This is a genomic window from Bifidobacterium sp. LH_512 (assembly GCF_056356435.1).
Window position 1 is genome coordinate 131,649 of sequence record NZ_JBKEUE010000001.1, and the last position, 23,705, is coordinate 155,353.

14 protein-coding genes, 1 tRNA gene and 1 pseudogene are annotated in these 23,705 nt (G+C 59.2%); 15 read left to right on the plus strand and 1 reads right to left on the minus strand.

The features are described 5' to 3' along the window. Nucleotide 1: 1 nt before the first annotated feature. The 7 genes and pseudogenes from AC1AWD_RS00550 to AC1AWD_RS00580 all read left to right on the plus strand — a co-directional run. Nucleotides 2-3,997, plus strand: a pseudogene (locus AC1AWD_RS00550) (beta-ketoacyl synthase N-terminal-like domain-containing protein); the annotation flags it as partial. 365 nt (nucleotides 3,998-4,362) lie between these two features. Then, nucleotides 4,363-4,902 (plus strand): holo-ACP synthase, encoded by a 540-nt coding sequence (locus AC1AWD_RS00555; protein ID WP_476563148.1) that lies wholly within the window; start codon nucleotides 4,363-4,365, stop codon nucleotides 4,900-4,902. A 133-nt stretch (nucleotides 4,903-5,035) separates the two neighbouring features. Further along, nucleotides 5,036-5,109, plus strand: a tRNA-Gly gene (locus AC1AWD_RS00560). Nucleotides 5,110-5,326: 217 nt separating this feature from the next. Further along, the gene (locus AC1AWD_RS00565; RefSeq protein ID WP_476563149.1) at nucleotides 5,327-6,028 is read left to right on the plus strand and encodes a teichoic acid transporter; all 702 of its coding nucleotides are present in this window, start codon (nucleotides 5,327-5,329) and stop codon (nucleotides 6,026-6,028) included. Nucleotides 6,029-6,140: 112 nt separating this feature from the next. Continuing rightward, a complete protein-coding gene (gene rpsO, locus AC1AWD_RS00570) occupies nucleotides 6,141-6,410 on the plus strand; it encodes a 30S ribosomal protein S15 (protein WP_476563150.1) in 270 nt (89 codons plus the stop codon). A 235-nt stretch (nucleotides 6,411-6,645) separates the two neighbouring features. Next, nucleotides 6,646-9,351, plus strand: a complete 2,706-nt coding sequence (locus AC1AWD_RS00575; protein WP_476563151.1) for a polyribonucleotide nucleotidyltransferase — start codon at nucleotides 6,646-6,648, stop codon at nucleotides 9,349-9,351. Between the two features lie 414 nt (nucleotides 9,352-9,765). Continuing rightward, entirely contained in the window at nucleotides 9,766-10,629 is an 864-nt protein-coding gene (locus AC1AWD_RS00580) for an aldo/keto reductase (protein WP_476563152.1), read from the plus strand. A 218-nt stretch (nucleotides 10,630-10,847) separates the two neighbouring features. On the opposite strand, the gene AC1AWD_RS00585 is transcribed toward AC1AWD_RS00580, so the two are convergent. Then, nucleotides 10,848-12,560 (minus strand): aminotransferase-like domain-containing protein, encoded by a 1,713-nt coding sequence (locus AC1AWD_RS00585; RefSeq protein WP_476563153.1) that lies wholly within the window; start codon nucleotides 12,558-12,560, stop codon nucleotides 10,848-10,850. A gap of 618 nt (nucleotides 12,561-13,178) precedes the next feature. Here AC1AWD_RS00585 and AC1AWD_RS00590 point away from each other — a divergent pair. From AC1AWD_RS00590 to AC1AWD_RS00625, 8 genes are all read left to right on the plus strand, one after another. Further along, a complete protein-coding gene (locus AC1AWD_RS00590) occupies nucleotides 13,179-13,832 on the plus strand; it encodes a LysE/ArgO family amino acid transporter (protein WP_476563154.1) in 654 nt (217 codons plus the stop codon). Between the two features lie 207 nt (nucleotides 13,833-14,039). Continuing rightward, the gene (locus AC1AWD_RS00595; protein WP_476564502.1) at nucleotides 14,040-15,662 is read left to right on the plus strand and encodes a peptidase U32 family protein; all 1,623 of its coding nucleotides are present in this window, start codon (nucleotides 14,040-14,042) and stop codon (nucleotides 15,660-15,662) included. Nucleotides 15,663-15,804: 142 nt separating this feature from the next. Further along, nucleotides 15,805-16,836 (plus strand): purine nucleoside phosphorylase YfiH/LACC1 family protein, encoded by a 1,032-nt coding sequence (locus AC1AWD_RS00600; RefSeq protein WP_476563155.1) that lies wholly within the window; start codon nucleotides 15,805-15,807, stop codon nucleotides 16,834-16,836. Nucleotides 16,837-17,052: 216 nt separating this feature from the next. Further along, the gene (locus AC1AWD_RS00605; protein ID WP_476563156.1) at nucleotides 17,053-17,925 is read left to right on the plus strand and encodes an IspD/TarI family cytidylyltransferase; all 873 of its coding nucleotides are present in this window, start codon (nucleotides 17,053-17,055) and stop codon (nucleotides 17,923-17,925) included. Nucleotides 17,926-18,109: 184 nt separating this feature from the next. Next, the gene (locus AC1AWD_RS00610) at nucleotides 18,110-18,802 is read left to right on the plus strand and encodes a pyroglutamyl-peptidase I (RefSeq protein ID WP_476563157.1); all 693 of its coding nucleotides are present in this window, start codon (nucleotides 18,110-18,112) and stop codon (nucleotides 18,800-18,802) included. Between the two features lie 316 nt (nucleotides 18,803-19,118). After that, the gene (locus AC1AWD_RS00615) at nucleotides 19,119-20,801 is read left to right on the plus strand and encodes a DivIVA domain-containing protein (RefSeq protein WP_476563158.1); all 1,683 of its coding nucleotides are present in this window, start codon (nucleotides 19,119-19,121) and stop codon (nucleotides 20,799-20,801) included. A gap of 141 nt (nucleotides 20,802-20,942) precedes the next feature. Then, nucleotides 20,943-22,280: a C1 family peptidase gene (locus tag AC1AWD_RS00620; RefSeq protein WP_476563159.1), complete on the plus strand. Its 1,338-nt coding sequence runs from the start codon at nucleotides 20,943-20,945 to the stop codon at nucleotides 22,278-22,280. A gap of 232 nt (nucleotides 22,281-22,512) precedes the next feature. After that, nucleotides 22,513-23,643, plus strand: a complete 1,131-nt coding sequence (locus AC1AWD_RS00625; protein WP_476563160.1) for a 3-deoxy-7-phosphoheptulonate synthase — start codon at nucleotides 22,513-22,515, stop codon at nucleotides 23,641-23,643. Nucleotides 23,644-23,705 lie beyond the last annotated feature (62 nt).

Here is a 23,705-nt window from a genome sequence, read left to right on the forward strand (position 1 = left end):
GGTCGCCGGCGCTGTTTCCGGCTCGTCCGTCGCAGACATCGCATTCAAGGCATCCGACGCAATCGCAATGCTCCTGGCCTACTCCGCCAAGGTGCGCCCCGACCAGATCGGCGACAACGACACCACCGACACCCTGACCAACGGCGTCTCCTCTCGCCGTAATCAGTTGCTGATGGACATCAGCTCCGAATTGGGTGTGGCCAGCGTCGACGGCGCCGCCGAAGCGACGATCAGCGCCTTGAGCGCACTCGTCAACAAGGTCGCGCCGAATTACAAGGCCTTCGGTCCGGTGTTGTCCGACATCGTGCGTGACCGCGTGCGTGGCATGTTCGGCGCCGTCGGCGTGAAACTGCCGCAGATCGAAAAGCGCGTCACCGAAACCTGGCAGCTCGGCGAAGGCTGGGCCAGCCATGTCGTGGCCGCCATCGTGCTGGAAACCCGCGAAGGTGCAAGCTCCCGCGGCGGCGACCTTGCGTCGCTGACCACCGACGCGGCATCCAATGCCGCAGCGGCCAACGCCATCATCGACGCAGCCGTGCAGAAGGTCGCAGCCGACAACGACGTATCCGTCGCACTGCCGAGCGCGGGCGGCGCCGCCGGCGGCGCGGTCGTCGACTCCGCAGCCCTCGACGCATTCGCAGCCAAGGTCACTGGTGCTGACGGCGTGCTCGCATCCACCGCGCGCTTCGTGCTCAACCAGTTGGGCGTCACCGCTCCGGCCGCCGACGGCGAAGCCGACGACAACGCCGCTGTCGTGGCAGCCGTCGAAGCCGAACTCGGATCCGACTGGCCCAAGCAGGTCGAGCCTCGCTTCGACGCCAACAAGGCCATTCTCTTCGACGACCGCTGGGCTTCTGCGCGCGAAGACCTTGCCCGCGCCTTCTACGGCGCCGGTGTCGCCGCCCTGAACGGCAACTTCATCGGCTTGGGCAAGGCCGTCGCCGACGAAGCCTCCTGGTATGCAGAACACACCGATGACGCCGAACTCGCCGCCGCATTCAAGACCGTCGCCGAGCAGGCGCTCGCCCCGGCCTCTTCGAACGTGGACGCGTCCCGCTTCGCCGGCGATATCGCCGTCGTCACCGGCGTCGCCCCGAACTCCATCGCGGCGCAGGTCGTCAACGGCCTGCTCGCAGGCGGCGCAACCGTTATCGCTACCTCGCACAGCTTCCGCCCGTCCGTCAAAGCATGGGCCAAGCAGACCTACCGCGAGCATGCGACCGGCAACGCGAAGCTGTGGCTCGTTCCGGCGAACCTCTCCAGCTACCGTGACGTCGACGCGCTCGTCGAGTGGGTCGGCAACGTGCAGAAGAAGACCTCCGGCGCGACCACCACGATTCTGAAGGAAGCGTACGAGCCGAGCCTGTTCTTCCCGTTCGCGGCGCCGCCGGTGCGCGGTACGCTGGCCGATTCGGGCGAACTGTTCGAATCCCAGGCTCGCCTGATGCTGTGGGGCGTGGAACGCGCCATCGCAGGACTGGCCGCCATCGGCGCCGAAACCGACGTGCAGCACAAGCTGCACGTCATCTTGCCGGGCTCCCCGAACCGCGGCATCTTCGGCGGCGACGGCGCCTACGGCGAAGTCAAGAGCGCATTCGACGCCATCGTCAACCGCGCCCGCGCCGAAAAGGTGTGGTCCGGTCGCGTCACCTTCGCCCATCCGAAGATTGGTTGGGTGCGCGGCACCGGACTGATGGGCGGCAACGACCCGCTGGTCGAGGTCGTGGAACGTCACGGCCTGAAGACCTACTCCACCGAACAGATCTCCGTCAAGCTGCTCGAATTGGCCACCCGTGAAGCTCGCGAGGAAGCCAAGAGCCATCCGCTCGACGTCGACCTGACCGGCGGTCTGGGCTCCGAGCCGATCGACATCAAGGCGTTGCGCGCCGAAGCCATGGCCGATGCCGCCGCAGCCGCCGAAGCTGAGGGGGCTGGCGTTGACGGCTGCGGCGTTGGAGCCGCCAAGGGTGCAAGCCTCAAGGCGCTGCCCAGCCCGCAGGTGCCGCGTCAGGCTTCTGTGAACCTCGCCGATTGGAAGGGCGTCACCGCACGCCCGGAAGATCAGATCGTCATTGTCTCCGTTGGCGAACTCGGCCCATGGGGTTCCGGTCGTACCCGTTTCGAAGCCGAACTCGGCATCCACTCCGACGGCACCGTCGACCTGTCCGCAGGCGCAGTGCTCGAACTCGCCTGGAACATGGGCCTGCTCACTTGGGCGGACAGCCCGAAGCCGGGTTGGTATGACGTCGACGGCAACCTTGTGCCGGAGGAAGACATCGCCGAGCGCTATCACGACGAAGTCGTGGCACGCTCCGGTGTACGCCCCTTCGAAGAAGGCATGGGCAACGATTACAAGGACGGCGCCGACGAAGAGGAAGCCGAAATCTACCTCGACCACGACGTCACCTTCGGTGTGCCCACCCGTGGAATCGCCGAAGAATACGTCAAGCTGGACGAAGCGCACACCACCATCGCGGAAGACGCCGAAACCGGCGAATGGGCGGTCACGCGCCATGCTGGCTCCATGGTCCGCGTTCCGCGCCGCGCCACCATGACCCGCACCGTCGGCGGCCAGTTCCCGAAGGGCTTCGACCCGGTCAAGTGGGGCATTCCGGCATCGATGGTCGGCGACGTCGACAAGATCGCGCTGTGGAACATCGTCACCACCGTGGACGCCTACCTGTCCGCAGGCTTTACCCCGGCGGAAATCCTGCAGGCAATCCATCCTTCGATGGTCGCCTCCACGCAGGGCACCGGATTCGGCGGCATGTCCTCCATGCGCAAGCTGTATCTCGATCGATTCCTCAACCATGAGATCCCGACCGACATCCTGCAGGAGGCGCTGCCGAACGTCGTCGCCGCACACGTGATGCAGTCCTACATCGGCGGCTACGGCAACATGATCCAGCCCGTCTCCGCCTGCGCCACCGCCGCGGTCTCCCTCGAAGAAGGCGCCGACAAGATCGCACTCGGCAAGGCCGACTTCGTGGTCACCGGTGCAATCGACGACATCGGCGTGGAATCGGTGATTGGCTTCGGCAACATGAACGCCACCGCCAATTCCGAGGAAATGTACGCCAAGGGCATCGACGCGCGCTTCTTCTCCCGCGCGAACGACCGTCGCCGTGGCGGTTTCGTCGAATCGCAGGGCGGCGGCACGATCCTGCTGACGCGCGGCGATATCGCGTTGAAGCTCGGCCTGCCGGTCGCCGGTGTCGTCGGTTTCGTCCACTCCTACGCGGACGGCGCACACACCTCCATCCCGGCTCCGGGCCTGGGCGCGCTCGCCGCAGGCCGTGGCGGACGCGAATCGAGGCTGGTGCACGATCTGGCCGCGCTCGGTGTCGCACCGGACGAAATCGCCGTCGTCTCCAAGCACGACACGTCCACCAACGCGAACGACCCGAACGAATCCGAACTGCATAACACGCTGGCTCACGCCATCGGCCGCACCGACGGCAACCCGCTGTTCGTGATCTCCCAGAAGACGCTCACCGGCCACGCCAAGGGCGGTGCCTGCATCTTCCAGGTCAACGGTCTGACGCAGCTGTTCAAGTCCGGCATCATTCCGGCCAACGCGGCACTCGACTGCGTCGACCCGAAGCTGGAACGCGACGACCACATGGTCTGGCTGCGCCAGCCGCTGAACATCGGCGCCACCGGCCGCACCATCAAGGCTGGTCTGGCCACGTCGCTGGGCTTTGGCCACGTCTCCGGATTCGCGGCAATCGTCAACCCGGGCGCTTTCGAAGCGGCCGTGGCGAACACCGCTGGTACGGAAGCGCTCGAAGCATGGCGCGACCGCGCTAACGAGCGTCTGGCTGCAGGTCGTCGTCACTTCGAAGAAGGCATGATGGGTCACGCCGCGCTGTACGACCCGATCGACAACCGTCGCTTCCATGAAGACGGTCGCGGCTACAACGCGCATGAGGTCGAAAAGGCCATGCTGCTCGACCCGCAGGCTCGCCTGGCCGCCTCCGGCTACTTCGAAGCCTGAGCGTCATACCGATGTTGACCGTGTGGACATAACGTTCATGTGGTCGACACTAGGTCGTCTAAGGCCGGCCTCGCATTAGCGTGAACGTGCAATCGCGAGGCCGGCCCTCGTCTTTTCGGCGTCCGATGGTTGTTATCTGCAGCCAGTACGGTCACAATTGCTGACGGGAGCGAATCCATTCAGCAATTGTGACCGTTTTGCCGGAGACTTTCGGTCACTTTTGCTGAAATAAACCGTTAGGTTCAGCAATTGTGACCGTTTTGGTGGACTTTTTCGGTCACAATTGTTGATGGACTTCGTTTTCATCAGCAGATGTGACCGTTTTACGCCCAATTTTCGGTCACATTTGCTAGTGGAGGTATGTGATGCGTGGTTTGGGACATGACGTCGTCGACATTGAGTCGTTTGCGGCGCAGTTGGGTGAGTCGGGAACCCGCATGAGAAACCTGTTTTCGCCGCGAGAACTTCGGCAGGCTGCAATGCGTGGCCAAATCAAAAGCGACGGTGAAACCGTGCATTTGGCGGCGCGATGGGCAGGAAAAGAAGCTGTCATAAAAGCATGGTGTGAAGCAATCAGTCGCCATGTGCAGGGTCATAGCGTGCAAGATTGCAATGTGCAAGGCGGTAATGCACAAGGTCATAGCGTGCAAGGCTGCAGCATCACCACAAATGCAGCAGCATCGCATCACGTGGCAACCGAATCAATCACCTATCCGTATTCTTTGGACGACACTCCATGGAATCGCATTGAAATCATCGACGACGTCCATGGATGCCCCCACGTCATACTCGCCGCTGACGTCGCGCAGCGGCTGTTTGCCTCCACGCAAGCGTCGCCATCCGATTTTCATATCTCCATCAGCCATGACGCAGGCATTGCATCAGCCGTCGTCTTCTTGGAATGATTGCAAAATAGTCGCAGAGGTGGTATAAAAATGCGTCCCCGTGCTGGCGGGACGCCATCAAACGCGATCGCCGCTTGCATTTGTAGCGGCCATGTGTATAATTGCACAAGTCGTCTTGCTTGCAAGGCGATACGCGGATGTAGCTCAATGGTAGAGCCTCAGTCTTCCAAACTGATTACGCGGGTTCGATTCCCGTCATCCGCTCCATGCGAAAACGTCGAAAGCCATTCGTGACTTTCGACGTTTTTGTTTCGGTGCGGATTGATTGTGACGTTTCCAATTTCAACATCGAGCATTTCCGTGGCGTCGGCAAATCCGCGCAAGGCTTGTAGAATACCTTGGTAGACAGAGGCGGTTTGCAATGTGGGCGGCCGTGTGTGAATCGTGAACAGTGTGATCGTGAGGTGCGGTGGAGGTGCAGCAGATGGCGGAGGAGCCTGGAGTGAAGGAGCGTCCGGCCGATCAGCAAGATGGTGTGAGTCGAATGGATAAAAGCGTGAAGGCCGCCAACGAAGTCTCTAGGCATCCGGTGGCGTCCATTCCCGAATCGACGCTGTCGCTGGCTGATATTGAACGCAGCCGATCGCATCCGGTTTTGTGGCTGGCGTATGCGGTGTTGGTGATTGCGGCCATCGTCGTGCCGTATTGGTGGGGGCGCACAATCGCGGTGAACGATACGCAGTGGCTGCTTGATAATTTGAGTGCGCTTGAGCCGCGCGGCGCCGCGTTTGTTGCGTGGACGGTGACGCTGATTGCCGTTTCCGGCCTTGGTCTGCTGGTTGTGGACGCCCATCGGCGCCTGTGGGGCGCGGTTTTTGTGATTGGCCTGGCGGCGGAGCAGTTTATAGCCGGCCTGTGCATTTTGAAAATTGATTTTTGGTATGCGACATATGTGGTGTACGGCGATTCGTCGGCATTGGCGAATGCCGCAAATTTAGGCATTATTTCAGTCGGTGTTGGCGTTGCCGTTTTTGCAGTGCTGTGGGTGGGGTTATTGGTGACGATTAAAAAAGAGTCTCCGTTGAATGTGTTGACGCGCAGTTGGGCGTCGTTCATTCTGTTTTTTGTGATTGAGACCATTGCTTTGCTGATTGTGATGTTCGGCGGCCTGTTGACGATGGTCTGATTCGTGGTGTCGGGTGTTCCTGTATAATTGACCTTTGGCGTATTTCGCCCGCGGATAGAGAGCGCGCCGGCATCGGGCCGGTAGCACCGCGCAGCAACACAAGGAGGATGCCGTGGCACTGACGGCTGAAGAAAAGCAGGAAATCATCGCTACCTACGCGACCCATGAAGGTGACACCGGCTCTCCGGAGGTTCAGGTTGCTCTGCTGAGCAAGCGTATCGCTGATCTGACCGAGCACCTCAAGGAGCACAAGCACGATCACCACTCCCGTCGTGGTCTGCTGCTGATGGTCGGTGACCGTCGTCGTCTGCTTGATTACCTCAAGCGCGTTGACATTAACCGTTATCGCTCCCTGATCGAGCGCCTGGGTCTGCGCCGATAAGACTTTCCGCCCGGACACTTCTGTGTCCGGGCGCTTTTGGTTGTCAGCTTTCTGACGAGGGATGAAATGCAAGCGCCCGAGGAATGGGCGTGAGAAGTCTGGAATCTGGAACTACGAGGAGCACGCGGCCAGGTACGCCGCACAGCTGGCAGGCAAGAGCAGCTGCCGGACGCCGGTTCGGCATTTTGGAATGTGGATTGATAGCAAGGAAATAGCAGATAAAAGGAGGAACCCTATGGAGGGTCCCGAAATCAAGGCCGTTGAGGCCGTTATTGACAATGGTTCATTTGGTAAGCGCACGCTGCGCTTTGAGACGGGTCGTCTCGCCCAGCAGGCGGATGGTGCAGTAGCCGCCTATCTTGATGATGATTCGATGGTCCTTTCGACCACTACCGCCGGTTCTAGCCCGAAGGAAAACTACGACTTCTTCCCGCTGACCGTTGATGTTGAAGAGAAGATGTACGCCGCAGGCAAGATTCCGGGCTCGTTCTTCCGTCGTGAAGGCCGTCCGAGCTCTGAAGCTATTCTGGCCTGCCGCATTATCGACCGTCCGCTGCGTCCGCTGTTTCCGCACACGCTGCGCAACGAAGTGCAGGTTGTGGAAACAGTGCTCGCCGTCAACCCGGATGACGCTTATGACGTTATCGCGTTGAACGCCGCTTCCGCTTCCACCATGATCTCCGGCCTGCCGTTCTCCGGCCCGGTTTCCGGCGTACGCCTGGCCCTGATCGATGGCCAGTGGGTCGCTTTCCCGCGTTGGAGCGAACGTGAACGCGCCGTGTTTGAAATCGTGGTCGCCGGCCGTGTGGTCGAAAACGGCGACGTCGCCATCGCAATGATCGAAGCCGGCGCCGGCAAGAACGCCTGGACGCTGATCTACGATGAGGGCCAGATCAAGCCGGACGAGGAAGTCGTCGCCGGTGGTCTGGAAGCCGCGAAGCCGTTCATCAAGGTGATTTGCGAAGCCCAGAACGAGCTGAAGACCTTGGCCGCTAAGGAAACCAAGGAATTCCAGTTGTTCCCGGAGTACACCGACGAACTGTACGCTCGCATCGACGAAATCGCCCACGCCGACCTGAACGAAGCCCTGTCCATCGCGGAGAAGCTGCCGCGTCAGGATCGCATCGCCCAGATCAAGACGGTTGTCAAGGAAACCCTTGCCAACGAGTTCGAAGACATGGACGAAGCCGAAAAGGAAAAGGAGATCGGCAACGCCTTCAAGGAACTGCAGCGTCAGATTGTCCGTCGCCGCATCCTGACCGAGGACTACCGCATCGACGGCCGTGGCTTGCGTGATATCCGTACACTGAGCGCCGAAGTCGACATCGTTCCTCGCGTGCATGGCTCCGCCCTGTTCCAGCGCGGCGAAACCCAGATTCTGGGCGTTACCACGCTGAACATGCTCAAGATGGAGCAGCAGATCGACGCGCTGAGCGGTCCTCAGACCAAGCGCTACATGCACAACTACGAGATGCCGCCGTACTCCACCGGTGAAACCGGCCGCGTCGGTTCTCCGAAGCGCCGCGAAATCGGCCACGGTGCTCTCGCCGAGAAGGCTCTGGTGCCGGTGCTGCCGAGCCGCGAAGAGTTCCCGTACGCCATCCGCCAAGTCTCCGAAGCCATCGGCTCCAACGGTTCCACTTCCATGGGCTCCGTGTGTGCCTCCACGCTGTCCCTGCTGGCAGCAGGCGTTCCGTTGAAGGCCCCTGTCGCCGGCATCGCCATGGGACTTGTCTCCGGTGACGTCGACGGTAAGCACATCTTCAAGACCCTGACCGACATCCTCGGCGCCGAAGACGCTTTCGGCGACATGGACTTCAAGGTTGCCGGCACCTCCGAATTCATCACCGCCCTGCAGCTCGACACCAAGCTGGACGGCATTCCGGCTGACATCCTGGCTTCCGCCCTGCAGCAGGCTCACGAGGCTCGCACCACGATCCTCGAAGTCATCAACGAATGCATCGACGGTCCGGCTGAGATGAGCGAGTATGCTCCGCGTATCATCACCACCGTCATCCCGGTTGATAAGATCGGCGAAGTCATCGGCCCGAAGGGCAAGATGATCAACCAAATCCAGGAAGAGACCGGCGCCGAAATCGCCATCGAAGATGACGGTACCGTCTACATCTCTTCCGAAGGTGGCGAAGCCGCCGAAAAGGCGAGGTCCATCATCGACCAGATCGCCAACCCGCATGTGCCGGAAGCCGGCGAAACCTACAACGGCAAGGTCGTCAAGACCACCAGCTTCGGCGCCTTCGTGAACCTGACCCCGGGCACTGACGGCCTGCTGCATATTTCGCAGATCCGCAACCTGGCCAATGGTGAGCGTATCGACGCTGTCGAAGACGTGCTGAAGGAAGGCGACAATGTCGAGGTCGTCGTCCAGGGCGTCGACGATCGCGGCAAGATCAGCCTCGCCATTCCGGGCTTCGAAAACGAAGAATCCGCCGCTCCGACGCGTCGTGATGATCGTCGTTCCGACCGTGACGACCGTCGTGGTGGCCGTGGTCGTCGTGATGACCGTCGTTCCGATCGTGATGATCGTGATTATGATGATCGTCCGCGTCGTCGCCGTATGGATCGCGACGATCGTGATGATCGTGATTATGACGATCGTCCGCGTCGTCGCCGTGCCGAGCGCGACTATGATGATCGTGATGATCGCCGTCCGGTCCGCGATGATCGTGATGATCGTGATTATGATGATCGTCCGCGTCGTCGCCGCATTGACCGTGACGATCGCGATTTCGATCGTGATGATCGCCGTCCGGCCCGTGATGACCGTGATGATCGCCGCGGTGGCCGTGGCGGTCGTCGTTTCGACCGTAACCCGCGTTATGTCGCTGACGAAAACTATGACGAGTACCGTTCCGAACGCGAAGAGCGTTCCGAGCGTCCTCGCCGCCGCGTGCGTCGTGACTTTGATCCGTTCGAGGACTGATTCTCGGTTTTCTCACGGTTCCTTTGCCGCAAGCTGTTCATTTCACCCAAGGAAAGCCCACGGGGCTTTCCTTTGAGCGGCTCAGCATCGAAGGCTGAGCCAGTCGGCATCTGAACGAATCGCCCCCTCATCGGAATCCTCCGGTGAGGGGGCGATCTTTTTCCCAAGCCCGTTTATCGGCCTGTCTATGACTGTTTACGGAGGCTATCTTGCCTGTGTCCTTCCCAAACAGTCGCAAAGAGCCGGTTTCGTGACGGAATGCGGAGGACATCCTCGTTTTGTCCTCCTCAAACAGTCGCTAGTCTGAGGGGATCGTTGTTGGAAAGCTGAGATGATGCGCGTGCGGTCAAGCGTCAAACTTACGCTGGAAGCAGCAAAACCAATCAATTCCGCAAGGAATATAAAGGAGACATAATGGCACTGTTCCGCAATCTCGGCCCGTATAGCACAACCGCCATCGGTCACGGCGAAATGCCGTTGACCATCGAAAATAATTTCGGCCACGATAAGGGCATCGAAACGCTGCACGCGTCGCTGGACGCAGGCTGCCGTCACATCGACACCGCATGGGCGTATTACACGCCGGGCGAGGAGGAACAGACCGGCGAAAAGTTGGTGCGCGAGGCGCTGGAAACGTGGGACGGTCCGCGCGATGAAGTGACGGTCGCCACGAAGGTCGGCCTGCGTCGTGCCTGGGAAGGCGACAAGCCGGTGTGGCCTCGCGACGGCAAACCGGAGCACCTGATCGAATACGGCAAGCAGTCGGCGATGGCACTCGGCGTTGACGCGATTGACCTGCTGTACCTGCATCGCCATGATCCCGAAGTGCCGTACAACGAGTCCTGCGAAGGCATCAAGGCACTGCTGGATCAGGGCGTTGCCAAGTGGGCTGGCGTGTCCAATGTGACGATTGAGCAGCTTGATATTGCGCGCGGCGTTCTTGGCGACAAGCTGGTCGCCGTGCAGAATCAGTATTCGCCGATTCATTTGGACACTCAGGATACGTTGGACTACTGCCGTGAGCTCGGTCTGGCATTCGTCTGCTGGAGTCCGTTGGGCGGCTACCGTCACCCGTACGACGAGTCGAAGTTCGATCCTTTCCGTGAGGTCGCCGCTGCTCACGGCGTCAGCTACCAGCAGGTCGTCCTGGCATGGGAGCTGGCGAAGGGTGATCACATGTTCGTGATTCCGGGGGCGCATCGTCCGGAGACGATTCTTGACAGCCTCAAGGCCGACCAGCTGGAGCTGAGCCCGGAGGAATTGGCGAAGCTCGGCTGATGCGCGTGGTTTCGGCATGGTCGCATCCGATTTCGATTGATCGCATTGGTGCATACAGTGTTCGTAGCGTGACTGCAAGATGACTGCGTCGTAATCGCATCGTCGTATTGCAGTCGCATCGCGGCCATATCGCATAACAAGACATAACAAGGCGCCCGAACGGCATTCAATCCGTTTGGGCGCCTTCACATAGTCAGTTGGGCCGCTTAATCCTGCGTTCAATCCTCCAATTCGCGCACCACGCCCGCCAATGTCTCAACAGCGCGGCGGAATTCTTCCGGCGTCGTATACGAATAGCTCAATCGCAGCGAATTGTTGGCCTCAAAATCGTAAATGTCGCCCGGATTCAGCAGCACACCGCGCTCGGCAGCCAATTGGAACACGCGCGACATGCGCATCTGGTGCTTGAACGTCAGCCAAATGTAGAAGCCTCCGATCGGCTTCGTCCATTGCGCACGGTCGGCCAGCGTATCCTGCAGGGTCGTCAGCGCGCAGTCGCGGCGGCGTCGCAATTCCAGCTTCAGCGACGCCAGATATTCGTCATACAAACCGGATGTGAGGAATCGCGTGAACGCCCACTGGCTTAAGACGCTCGCGCCGTAATCCATTTGCATTTTCACATCGGCGAGACGCTGCACGATTGGCTCGCTTGCAACGATCCAGCCGATACGCAGACCTGGTGCAAGCGCTTTCGACGCGCTGCCCAGCGTGATCACCATGCCGGTTTCGTCCAATGTCTTCAACGGCAACGGCGCTTCGCCGTCGAAGCACAGATCGCGGTAAGCGCAGTCTTCGATGATGGGCAATCGGTTGGCGACGCAGCAGTCGATAAGGTCACGTCGTCTTTCGGCGGTCATGGTGATGCCGGTGGGATTGTGATTGGTGGGAATCGTGTACAGGATTGCGCCGCCTGCTGATTGGCGCAGTCCGCCACGCGGCAGTATTGCAGTGGATGCGGCCGTTTCGTTTGACGGTGTGCCGTTCTGTGTTGCACCGCTGTGCGGTGCGTTATTCGATGGTGCGCCGCCTGGTGTTATGCCGTCTAATGACGCTCCGCCTAGTGATGTGCTGCCTAGTGGTGCGCTGTTTGACGGCATGTCGTTGAATGGCGCGCCATTGTGCAGCGTGCCATTCAACGGCATTTCATTCAGTAGCGTCGCATCGCCGCTCAGCATCCGATGCAACGCGGCAACGCTGATGCCTTCATGATCCATCGGCACGCCTTGCAGTTTCATGCCTGCCGACTGAAACACTTGCAACGATTTGATATAGCTTGGTGCTTCCGCATATACGGTGGAGCCGTCCGGCAGCAGGCTGACGGAGATCATTTGCAATGCCTGCAACGCGCCGCTGGTGATCAGCACTTGAGCCGGCGTGCATTGGATGCCGGTTGCGCACATGTGCGCGGCGATTGCTTCGCGCAATGCGGGCTCGCCTTCGGGCGGCGGGTAGCCGAGCGCGTCGATTTCGTTGGCCGCCTCCGTGAGCACGCGATGCCACATCGCTTTTGGGAAGAGGCGCGGGTCGAGTTCGCCGGTGCCGATGCGTGTGATGTTGGGCGCGAATTCGAGATGATTGATGGATTGAATGGTTGCATTGTTGGCTTTGAAGAAGCCGGATGACACGTAGTCTGCCCATTGCGGCGCGCCGGGCAGCATGAGCGACCATGTATTGCTGACGATGGTGGTGCCGGCGCCGTGGCGGCCTTCAACGATGCCGTAGTCGGTGAGCTCGTTGATTGCGGCGATGATGGTGGAGCGGTTGACGTCGAATGCGTCGGCCAGCGCGCGTTGCGATGGCAGACGTGATCCGATGGGCCAGGCGCCGTCGGAGACTTGCCGGCACATGTAGTCGACGATTTGTTCGGTGACGGGAACGCCGGATTCGCGGTCCGGCTTCCAGTCGATGTCCAATGCTGCTATGCGTGCCATATTCACTCGTTTCCGTGGATTGGTTGAGGGTCGTTGGTTGGGGCGGGCTGTAGGTTGCTGGGATTGCATGACCTGGCCGCAGGCCACGTGCACAATGTGTCCTGTTCAAACGCACATTGTGCTAGTGCTACTTACACATTGTGCGTGTGCCACTGGCACATTGTGTGGCGGGTGGCTCCGCTGCACACATTGTGTGCTGTTTGGGCGCACATTGTGCGTGGCTTTGATGCATATTGTGCGTTGGTTGGGTGTGCGATGCACATTGTGTTAGTGCTACCCACACATTGTGTATGTGTTACCTACACATTGTGCGTGTGGAATGATGCGTGACATTTTGGATGGTTGATTGATTGCTGGCTGATTGGTTGGTGGGGCAGCCGGTCGGCTGACTTGCTGGTTTGCTGTTTGGTTGGCTTTTAGCTTGGTTGATTGGTTGGGTGGGAAATGTGACTTTGGCTGGTTGTCCATTATATCTGAATCTCTACAATTGGATTATAGGTAAAGAAGTCGCGCGGAATGACGCGACTTTTTGTTGTGTGTGTAGATGTGTTTTGGCTGGTTTGGCTGGGTGATTATGAGCCAGCCAAATTGCATTTGGTTGAGTGAAGGACGTGGAGCATGGGCTTTTACTTGCAAGGGCTGACCATGGGATTGGCATATGTCGCCCCGATTGGCATGCAGAATCTGTTCGTGATCAATTCCGCTTTGACGAAAACGCGTCGTCGTGCGCTGCTGACTGCGCTCGCAGTCAGCGTTTTTGATGTGATTCTGTCGTTGGCTTGTTTCTTCGGCATCGGTACGTTGATGCAGAACAATGAATGGCTGCGTTTGGCGGTGCTCGCAATCGGTGGCGCCGTCGTTATCCGTATCGGATTGGGTCTGCTGCTGCCGAAGCGCAAAGCCTCCGAGCGGCAGCCCGACGATGCCGCAATCGCCAACGCCGATCACAATCAGCCGTCCGGTCACCAAGGCGTGCTGCGCACCATCGGCACGGCCTGCGTGGTCACATGGTTCAATCCGCAGGCCATCGTCGACGGCACGCTGATGCTCGGCGCGTTCAGCGCCACACTGAGCGCGTCCCAGTCCACCCCGTTCATCACAGGTGTGGAAACCGCGTCGCTGCTGTGGTTCTTTGGCATCACACTGCTGGCCTCCGCCTTCCGTCACAAGTTCAGCCCGAAGATTCTGGAAATACTGAACAAGGTGTGCGGCGTTGTCATCATCGCCTACGGCGCGAAGCTTCTCTTCGACTTCGCCGCCACCATTTTTTAGTTGTTTTCGCGCAGGTGAGCTCCTCATTTCGTCAGAACCACGTGGTTTTAACGTTTTGGGTGTTTGTCGGGACCTTGTTTCGTCAGAACCACGTGGTTTTAACGTTTTGGGTGTCTGTCAGGACCTTGTTTCGTCAAAACCACGTGGTTGTAACAGTTGGCGCAGTTCAGAACGCCGAACCACCCCCTCTTTTACACTGGTGGGGTGATGAATGCGAAGATCGAAACCCATATGCGTCGTAAGCCGGAAGTGTTGGCCCCCGCCGGCAATTTAAGAGGCCTGAAAACCGCCGTCGACTACGGTGCGGACGCCGTGTATTGCGGCGGCAAGGCCTTCGGCATGCGTAGCGCGCCGAAAAACTTAAGCCTTGAGGATTTCGAAGAGGGCGCCCGTTACGCGCATGAGCACGGCGCCCGCGTGTACGTGACCTGCAATATTCTGCCGCGTAATAATGAGGTCGAGCCGATTCGTGAATACATCGGCCAGCTGAAAGACACCGGCATCGACGCGCTGATCGTCACCGATATTGGCGTGCTCATGGCAGCCCGCCGTATCGCGCCCGAATTGGAATTGCATGTTTCCACGCAGGCCGGAGTCACGAATTACATGGCCGCGAACGCTCTGTACGAGTTGGGTGCCCGTCGCGTGGTGCTGGCGCGTGAAATGGATTTGCAGGCCGTCCGCGATATTCGCGCGAATATCCCCGCCGACATGGATATCGAAACCTTCGTGCATGGTTCGATGTGTATGGCGTTTTCCGGCCGCTGCCTGATTTCGAATTATCTGACTGGCCGCGACGGCAATCACGGTGAATGCGCACAGCCATGCCGCTGGAAGTATTCGCTGGTCGAAGAGAAACGTCCCGGCCAGGTCTTTCCGTTGGAGGAGACGCAGGAGGGCACGTACATCTTCAACTCGCAGGATATGTGCATGATGGAGCACATCGACGATTTGATTGATTCGGGTTCGACGAGCCTGAAGATCGAAGGCCGGTCGAAGAGCGCCTATTACATCGCAGCGATGACGAATGCCTACAAGACGGCTGTGAACGAATATATGGTGCAGCGCGGTTTTGAAGACGCGGACGGCAACGTGTTGAAACCGTTCCGCGACCGCGTGCTGCGCGGTGACGATTCGGATGCTGTTTTACTGGCGGAATATGCGGATTTGAGCGCCGCAAATGCAGGCCCTGATTCGATCACGATTCACGCCGATGACGCTTTCGCTGGCGTGCCTGATTTCGATACCGCGATTAATACGGATGATGATTGCCAGTGTGACGGCAGCTGTAAGCACGACACAGCTTCCGCTGCTGACAAGGCTGGTGATAAGGCCGAATGCTGCGGCAAATGCCAGTCTGATGGTCAGAATGATGTCGCCTCCTGGCGGCATGCCCGCATCGCGCCCGCGCCGAAGGTCCGATTCCCCGAATGGCTGCATGAGGAGCCATATAAGGTCGCACACCGCGATTACAGCACGGGCTTCTACTATCCGGAGCAGAAGGTCAAGCAGAACACTGACCGTTCCGCATACTTCCGCGAGTGGCTGGTCGTCGGCGAAGCATTGGGCTGGAGCGAGGAAGACGGCGGCCGCCTGACCATTATGAGCCGCAACAAAATCGAAGCCGGTCAGGAAATCGAATTCCTGTTGCCCGGCCAGGCTCCGCTGGCCTATACTGTGCCGGCGGGCGGCTTCCGCGATGAGAACGGCGAATCGGTTGAATTGATCAACAATCCGGCCCACGTCTTCTCCTTCCCGTGCCCGCACAATGTGCCCGCCAACGCCGCCATCAGGTCGCGCACGAAAAAGCCGACCTTGAAAGCGGCCTGATCGAAGATTCTTCGCGCAACATTTCACAAGATCCCTTGCGAACATCGCTGAATACCGCTGGGATTGTCGAATACCGCAGGAATGTTCAGCGGTTTCAACAGTCACGGTGATTCCAGCAATCGTAAATTAAGAAAGACAAGCAATGAGCAATCCGCAATACGACGACGCCATTCTCGACAGTACCGCCATCGACCCCACCGACAAAGCCGGCAACCCGATTCCCGTCACCATTCCGATCGCGCTCGCGCCGGGTATCAAAGTCGTCTATACCACGCGGCTCGGCGGCACCAGCGAAGGCGAATTCGCGCATTTCAATCTGGGCGGCAAAATGGGTGATCGACCGGCGCACGTCGCCGCCAACCGCACGGCGCTCGCCAACGAAATCGGTGCACGCCTGTCTCTGATCAGCCAAGTGCATTCCGGCGACGCCATTGATATCGACGACGTTTACGCTGACAATGCCGATTTCGGTTTCGACGCATCCGGCACGCATACGGAAAGCGAGCCGTCCGATGAAGCGGTCGCGGCAGCAGTAGAGGCCGAGACCCGCATCGTTATCGCAGCCGACGGCCAGGTCACCTCTCGCTCGGGCATCGCATTGGGTATGTTTGCCGCCGACTGCCTGCCGGTGCTTATGGCCGACCCGGAATCCGGTGTCATCGGCGCGGCGCACTGCGGCCGCAAAGGCCTGCAATCAGGCGTCATCGGATCCACTGTTGATCTGATGGTCAGCAAAGGCGCCACCCGCGAACGCATCGTCGCCACGCTCGGCCCCTGCATCTGCGGCGACTGCTATGAAGTCGGCGGCGACATGGCCGACGAATTCGACGCGCAATTCCCCGGAACCTTCACACTGAGCCGCTTCGGCCAGCCCGGCATCGATATCGCACAGGCTGCCCTGCAGGAGCTCGCCAAGGCCGGAATTCCGCAGGATAACGTGATTTCCTCCCGTCCGCGAGTCAACGCCGCAACCCAGTACTTGTCTCAAGATGAGGAATTGGCGCAGCTATGCCAGGAAGACGGCGAAGGTGAAGCCAAGCTGTCCGAACGTCTCAGCAAGATTCGACGCAGCATGTGCACGCTGGAGAATCCGCTGTGGTTCTCGCATCGTCGTGCCGCGCTTGCGGGCAAAGAACGTGAAGGTCGTATGCTTGCGCTGATTGTGCGCGAATAAGACGAGTAGCGTTGCGGGTAACGCAGACAAGTTAAGCAATTAGATAACGCAAGCGAGTACCGTACGCATACGGTACTCGTAAGCGTACGTTTGTGCGGCCTATGCGGTATTGCAGGGCTGCGCAAACACATGAGCATTGACGATTGCATTGACATTGTGCTGATGATTGCTGCAAAACAGCAGCGAGCGGCGAGAGATAAGAGACGAGGGAATCAGATGAGCGTGCCAGTTGTGGCAGTGGTGTTGGCGGCCGGATTCGGCACACGTTTCGATCCGAAGAATCCCAAACAACTGGTGTCGGTGGGCGGCAAACCCATCGTATGCTGGAGCATCGAGGCGTTTGAATCCAATCCGCGCGTCACCGATATCGTTGTTGTCGTCAACCCGCTGGTGCGCGACGAGGTGGATCGTCTGGCCAATGAGCATGGGTATCCGAAAGTGCGTGCCATCATCGACGGCGGCGTCGAGCGTGTCGACAGTACGATGGCGGCGCTGCATATGTTGGCTGAATCGGGCATTCCAGGAGATGCGAAAATCCTGATTCATGATGCGGTGCGTCCATTCGTTGAGCGTCATTCCATCGATGGCTGCATTGATGCGCTTGATGATTTCACCGCTGCGACGGTGGCCTACGCGTCAACCGATACGATTCTGTTGACTGAGGATTATGTTGGTGCTGTCAATAATGATGATGTCAGCAATGTCGGCGTTGCCAATAACGCCAACGCCGTCGTCGACAGCGCCGTGCGCAAGGTGGTGCGTCGCGTACCGGAGCGAGCCGACACCTATCGCGCGCAAACACCGCAGGCCTTCCGTTTTGACACCATCCGACACGCCTACGAATTGGCTTCGGCCGATCCTGATTTTCATCCCACTGACGATACCCGCGTCGTCGTCGACTACCTGCCAAACGAACCGGTTGCAATCGTGCAAGGCTCAGAAACCAATCTGAAAGTCACCACGCAATCCGATATGCCGACTGCGGAACGCATCGCTGAAGCCATCCAGCGTGAACGCATCCAAAAGGATGCCCGCAACCGCGTCCATGCCATGTTCGGCGAGGCTTCCAACGGCATTGCTAACAATTAAGGCCGCGGTTGGCGTTGTCCATGGCATCGCCAACAGCATCGCAAAACACTGGGGGGGGGGGAGTCCGGTGATGCCATCAGCTGCTGTCGTCAAGCGGCATCGGGCGGCATCGGGCAACGTCAAACATCGAATCAATCGACTGCCAATCCTGCACCTGCCGTGACGCTGCAATACACTTGGAATCATGCAGCATGTGAACATCGTCATTTCCGGCTTCGCCCCATACGACGGAGTGGACGTCAATCCTGCCGTGGAAGTGCCTAAAGCTCTGTCAGAGAGAGGTCTGCTGAGCGACGACGTTGATTTTGACGATCCTCTGCACAATGTGGAGCTGTCAATCAATGTGGTAACGCTGCCAATCAGTTTTGCCAACGCCTGGCCGACCTTGCGGAAAGCTGTTGAACAGCATCATCCTGATATCGTTATCGCCACAGGATTGAAGCGCGCCGCCCGTGGCATCCTGTTGGAGCGTTGCGCCACCAATGTCATGGATGCCTCCAAACCAGATGCAGACAACGCGCTGCCTCGTCGCGAGCCCATCGACGTCAACGGCCCGGCCGCATATTGGACGCGTCTGCCGTTGCGTTCCATTCTGCGCGATTTCGCTGCGCACGGCGTGCCGGCAACGTTAAGTTCCGACGCCGGCACCTTTGTGTGCAATTCACTGTTTTACAGCCTGCTTAATTGGGCATCGACGCAGGAACATGTGCTGGCCGGCTTCGTCAGTTTCCCCAAGGTCAATGAGACGCCGCATGCGCAATCGCATGCGCAGCACGGCCTGCCGTTGGAACAGCAGATCATCGCCGGACGTGACGTGGTGCGAGAGGCGGTTCGCTATTATGTGCAGCCGTCGTCGGGCGATATTCTGCTGGGCTGAGGCGCCGCCGCCTTTTCCGCTAGCCTTCTATCGGTCTTTCACCAGTCTTCTGCCAGTTTTCCGTCAGTCTTCCATCCAGCTTGGTCCCAATCTTCCGCCAACCCACACTGTTGTGAGCTGTGTGTGAATGCCTGTTTCCCTCGCGGTTTTGCCGCGTTGATGCGCTAAAGTTGCGCTAGGCCGCAAAGCGGTGGGGCCATGCCGATGAATGCCGACAATACTTTGTCGGCGGGGCAGTATTGGCGGGGCGTTGCCGTCGGGCAGTGTTGTCGGTGAGATGTTGTCGTAAGACATAGGGGTGTTGAAAGGAAAAGCCATGGTGGATCAGTTCCCGGTCGTGCTGCGTGGATACGACAAGGACAAGGTGGATGAGGCGTTTGCCGCCGCGCAGGAAACGCTTGAGCGTCTGCGTGATCAGGTGGCGAAGGGGGACGCGAATATTCTGCAGCTGCAGGCTGAATTGCGTGAGGAGAAGGCGCGCAAGATCGAAGAAAAGACACCGTTTGCCACGTTGGGCGCGAACGCGCAGCAGATGCTGGTTTCCGCCGAGCAGACGAGCACAGAATTGCTCGACCGCGCGAAGAAGGATGCGCAAGCTGTATTGGATGACGCTCGCCTGCAGGCTGAAACGCTGCTGAATAATGCGAAGTTGGACGCCGAGCACATCGTTGATGACGCCAAGGGCAAGGGCGATGTGATTTTGCGTGACGCGAACGCTCAGGCCGCTTCGGTGACGCAGCATGCGGAGGACGATGCGCGTCAGCTGCGAGAAAAGGCTTCCCGTGACGTCGCCGCGCAACGTCAGAGCGTTGAACTGGAGCTGACGAATGCACGCGAGGAGCAGAGCAAGCGTCTGGCCTCTGAAAAAGCCACGCAGGAGCGTGAGATTTCGCAGTGGCGTGCCGAGGCCACGGAGCAGATCGCGCAGCAGCGCAAGGCCACGAATGAGGAGCTCTCCCGTCTGAAGAGCGAATCCGCCGATCAGATCGAAAAGGCGTTGGAGGATGCTAACCGCAAACTGGCCGACGTGCGCGAGCAGGTGTCCAAGATGATGACCGACGCGCAGCGTCAGGCCGGTGAAATCACGGATGCCGCGAGGTCAAAGGCACAGGAGATCACCGATGAGGCCGACGTGTATCGCACGAAGACGACGAGCCAGGTGAACGCCGAAGTCGAGCAGATTCGTGCCGATATCGCCGAGCAGCAGGACGAGGCCACGAAGAAGGTGAACGAGCTGCTTGCTCAGTTGGCGGCCAGCCGTGAAAACGCGAAGCATGAATATGATGAGCTGATTGCCGAAGCGAATCAGGTTCGTGCCGAGGCGGATGCGTACGCTGAGGCGAAGCGTGCTGAGGCGGATGATCAGGCCTCTGAAGTGTTGCGTAAAGCTACAGAAGAGGCTGATGCGCAGGTGGAGAAGCGCCGCGCTGCAGCGAAAAGTGAATTGGACGGCCTGGAGGCGCGTATCGCTGAATTGCAGACGCGTGAAGCGCAGATTACACAGCGTGTTGCGGAGTTGCGTGAGATGTTCTCACGTGCATTCGCCGGTTTTGGCGCGCCCGCTGGCCTGCCGGTGATGAATGCCGTTGATGAGTCGCATCAGTCGGTTGCCGCTCCGGTCGAAGCGTTGCTGCCGGAGTCTGATGTCGCTGCTGATTTGTTTGCCGCCGCCGACGATGCGCCTGCTGTTGGCGTGGCTGCCGATGATGCCTCTTCTGGTGTCGCCGCGCCGGAAAACGCGGAATTCGCGGCACCTGATGACGCGCAGAATGATGTCGCCGATTCCGCTGATAATGCTGATTCCGCCGACAGCACTGATGTCGTTGTTGAAGACGCCTCCGACAGTGATGCAGCCGATGATGTCGCTGCTGATACTGCCGATGATACGACCGGCGACTTCGCTGAGGTGAGCGAGCAGACTGAAGGCAACGAAACGGAACAGAGCGCTGATTCCGAGTCTTCCGATGAGCTCTCCGATGATGATCGAGACAATCAATAAGTCGGAACGCGCTAAGTCTGCACACTGACTAGACTCGTATCTGTTTGAACGATGCACGGCGCCCCGTCATTGGCGGGGCGCCGTCATTATGGCCGGCGCACAACGCCCGACCAACAGATTGATTGCAATCAAAGGAGCACCATGACTGAAATCACGCCGCTGGGCGCGCAGGATCTGGAAAAGCTGTGCGCTGATTTCGATGCCAGCGACACCAACCGCATGGCGATGAACGCCGTCACCGCCGCCGGCATTGACAAGGTCGCCCGCAACTACGATCGCGCTCGCCTGCTGCAGCGTCGATTCTCCACCACCGTGGACAACGGCGAAGTGACCAATCAGAATCGTTCCGGCCGCTGCTGGCTGTTCAGCTCCCTGAACGTGGCTCGTTTCGTGGCCAAGAAGAACATGGGTTTGAAGGAATTCGAGTTCTCACAGAACTATGCGATGTACTTCGACAAGCTGGAACGCGTCAACTACTTCCTGAAGGATATGGCTTCCCTGATCGAAGCCGGTGAGCCGTCCGATTCTCGCCTTGTACAGCACCTGCTGAACGATGTGATGGGCGACGGCGGCCAGTGGACCATGGCTATGAACGTCTATAAGAAGTATGGTGCCGTTCCGAAGGACCTGTTCCCGGAAACCGAATCCTCCAAGAACACTGGTGAAATGAACGTGCAGCTGCGTCGTATGCTACACACCGCCGTGGCTCACATGTATGCCGATCCGTCCAAGATCGGCGAAATCATCGCCGATGCCACTGCAGCCGGCCACCGCATCCTGACCATTCACTTGGGCGAGCCGCCGAAGAGCTTCGATTGGGAGTGGACCGGCAAGGACGGCGTATTCCACCGCGATGGTGAAATCACGCCGGTTGAATTCTGGAACAAGTACGTTGGCTCCGCCGATCTGGAGAGCTACGTCTGCCTGGTCGACGATCCGCGTACCGAGCATGCCAAGGGCAAGAAGATCGGCATCGAGCATCTGGGCAACGTTGCCGGCGGCGACCCGACCGAGTACCTGAATGTGCCGAACCAGTTCATGAAGGATTGCGTGCGCCGGATTCTCGAAGAGCAGGGCATCCCGGTTTGGTTCGGTGCCGACTGCCATCCGATGATGGATCGCGTGAACGGTGCTTGGGCGACCGATCTGTTCGAATACGGCAAGGTCTACGACGTCGACTTCGATCTGGACAAGGAGCAGCGTGTTCGTTTCGCTGATTCCGCTATGAACCATGCCATGGCTTTCGTTGGCGTGGATACCGTCGAAGACGGCACCACCACCCGCCGTTGGCGTGTCGAAAACTCTTGGGGTGACCAGATTGCCGACAAGGGCTATTTCACCATGAGCGACGACTGGTTCACCGAGTACGTGTACGAGGTCGCCGTGCCGAAGACGATGCTGCCGGCCGAATATCAGGCCGCTCTGGATGAGCCGGCCATCATGCTGCCGGCTTGGGACCCGATGGGCGCTCTCGCCTGATCGTCACGCCGCGCACAATGCGTCGGTGACGTGTCGACGGGGGAGAACGGTCCGCCGCCGCGCCGTTCCATTTTCCGGATATGGGGAATGGAACGGCTGCGCGCGGCGGGGCGTTCTCCTTTTTTCATTGTGTGAAACAACGCGCTCCACGGTACAGTGGAATCGCATATAGTCGGAAAGTCCGCCGAAAGCGGCGGCATAGCCGACGATACGTGAGAGGAAGAGGAATATCATGGCAGGTCTGCGCGGTCCGGACAGCTCGAATGACGCACGTCTTTTGGATGAGCGCGCCGTGTTTCCGGAAACCGTCGACGTGAACATTCGGCAGCTCGATCCGATTCCGGCCCCTCGATATTTCCTCAAGGAACTGCCTCTCACCGACGAGATGAGCGACCTCGTGCTGCGCTCGCGCCAGGAGATCCGCGATATTCTGCACGGTCGCGACGACCGTCTGTTGGCCATCGTCGGCCCTTGTTCGATTCATGATCCGAAGGCGGCGCACGAATATGCCGAACGTTTGGCCGCGGTGAAGCGTGAGCTGGAAGACCGTCTGATGATTGTGATGCGCGTCTATTTTGAAAAGCCGCGCACGACGATTGGTTGGAAGGGTCTGATTAATGATCCTGATTTGGACGGTCGCTTCAATATTCGAAAAGGCATGTGGCTGGCCAGAAAAGTGTTGACGGACGTGCTGTCTTGCGGTCTGCCGACGGCGACGGAATGGCTTGATCCGATTACGCCGCAGTATATTTGCGATTTGATCAGCTGGGGCGCGATCGGCGCTCGCAATACGGAAAGCCAGGTGCATCGTGAGCTGGCCTCCGGCCTGTCGATGCCGGTCGGATTTAAAAATGCGACTGACGGCTCGGTAAAGCCGGCTGCCGATTCCTGTTTTGCCGCCGCTTTCGAACATCATTTCCTGTCGATTAATTTGGACGGCCGCGTGATCTCTGCGGAGACCAAAGGCAATCCGGATTGCCATTTGGTGCTGCGCGGCTCCAGCGCGGGCCCGAATTATGATGCTGAATCCGTGGCCGCGGCATTGCGTGATCTGAAGGCGTCGAAGGCCTCCGGCCCGAGCGAGCATGGTTTGGTGATTGATGCCGCGCATGGCAATTGCGGTAAGGATGAAGTGCGCGAAGCTGAAGTCGTTGAGGAGATCGCCGCACGTATTGCCGGCGGCGAACCTGGCATTCTCGGCGTGATGATGGAAAGCTTCCTCAAGGGCGGTCATCAGAAGCCGGCTCCACTGGAGCAGCTCGAATACGGCAAGTCGATTACGGATGCCTGCGTGCCGTGGGAGCGCACCGAACAGCTGCTGCGCACGCTTGCCGACGCCGTCGCCGCCCGCCGTGCGCTGTAGTGGGCTGTGGCAAACTGTGGCGTTGGCACATTGTGTGTGAGCAGAGGAAAGCGTCGGGTATC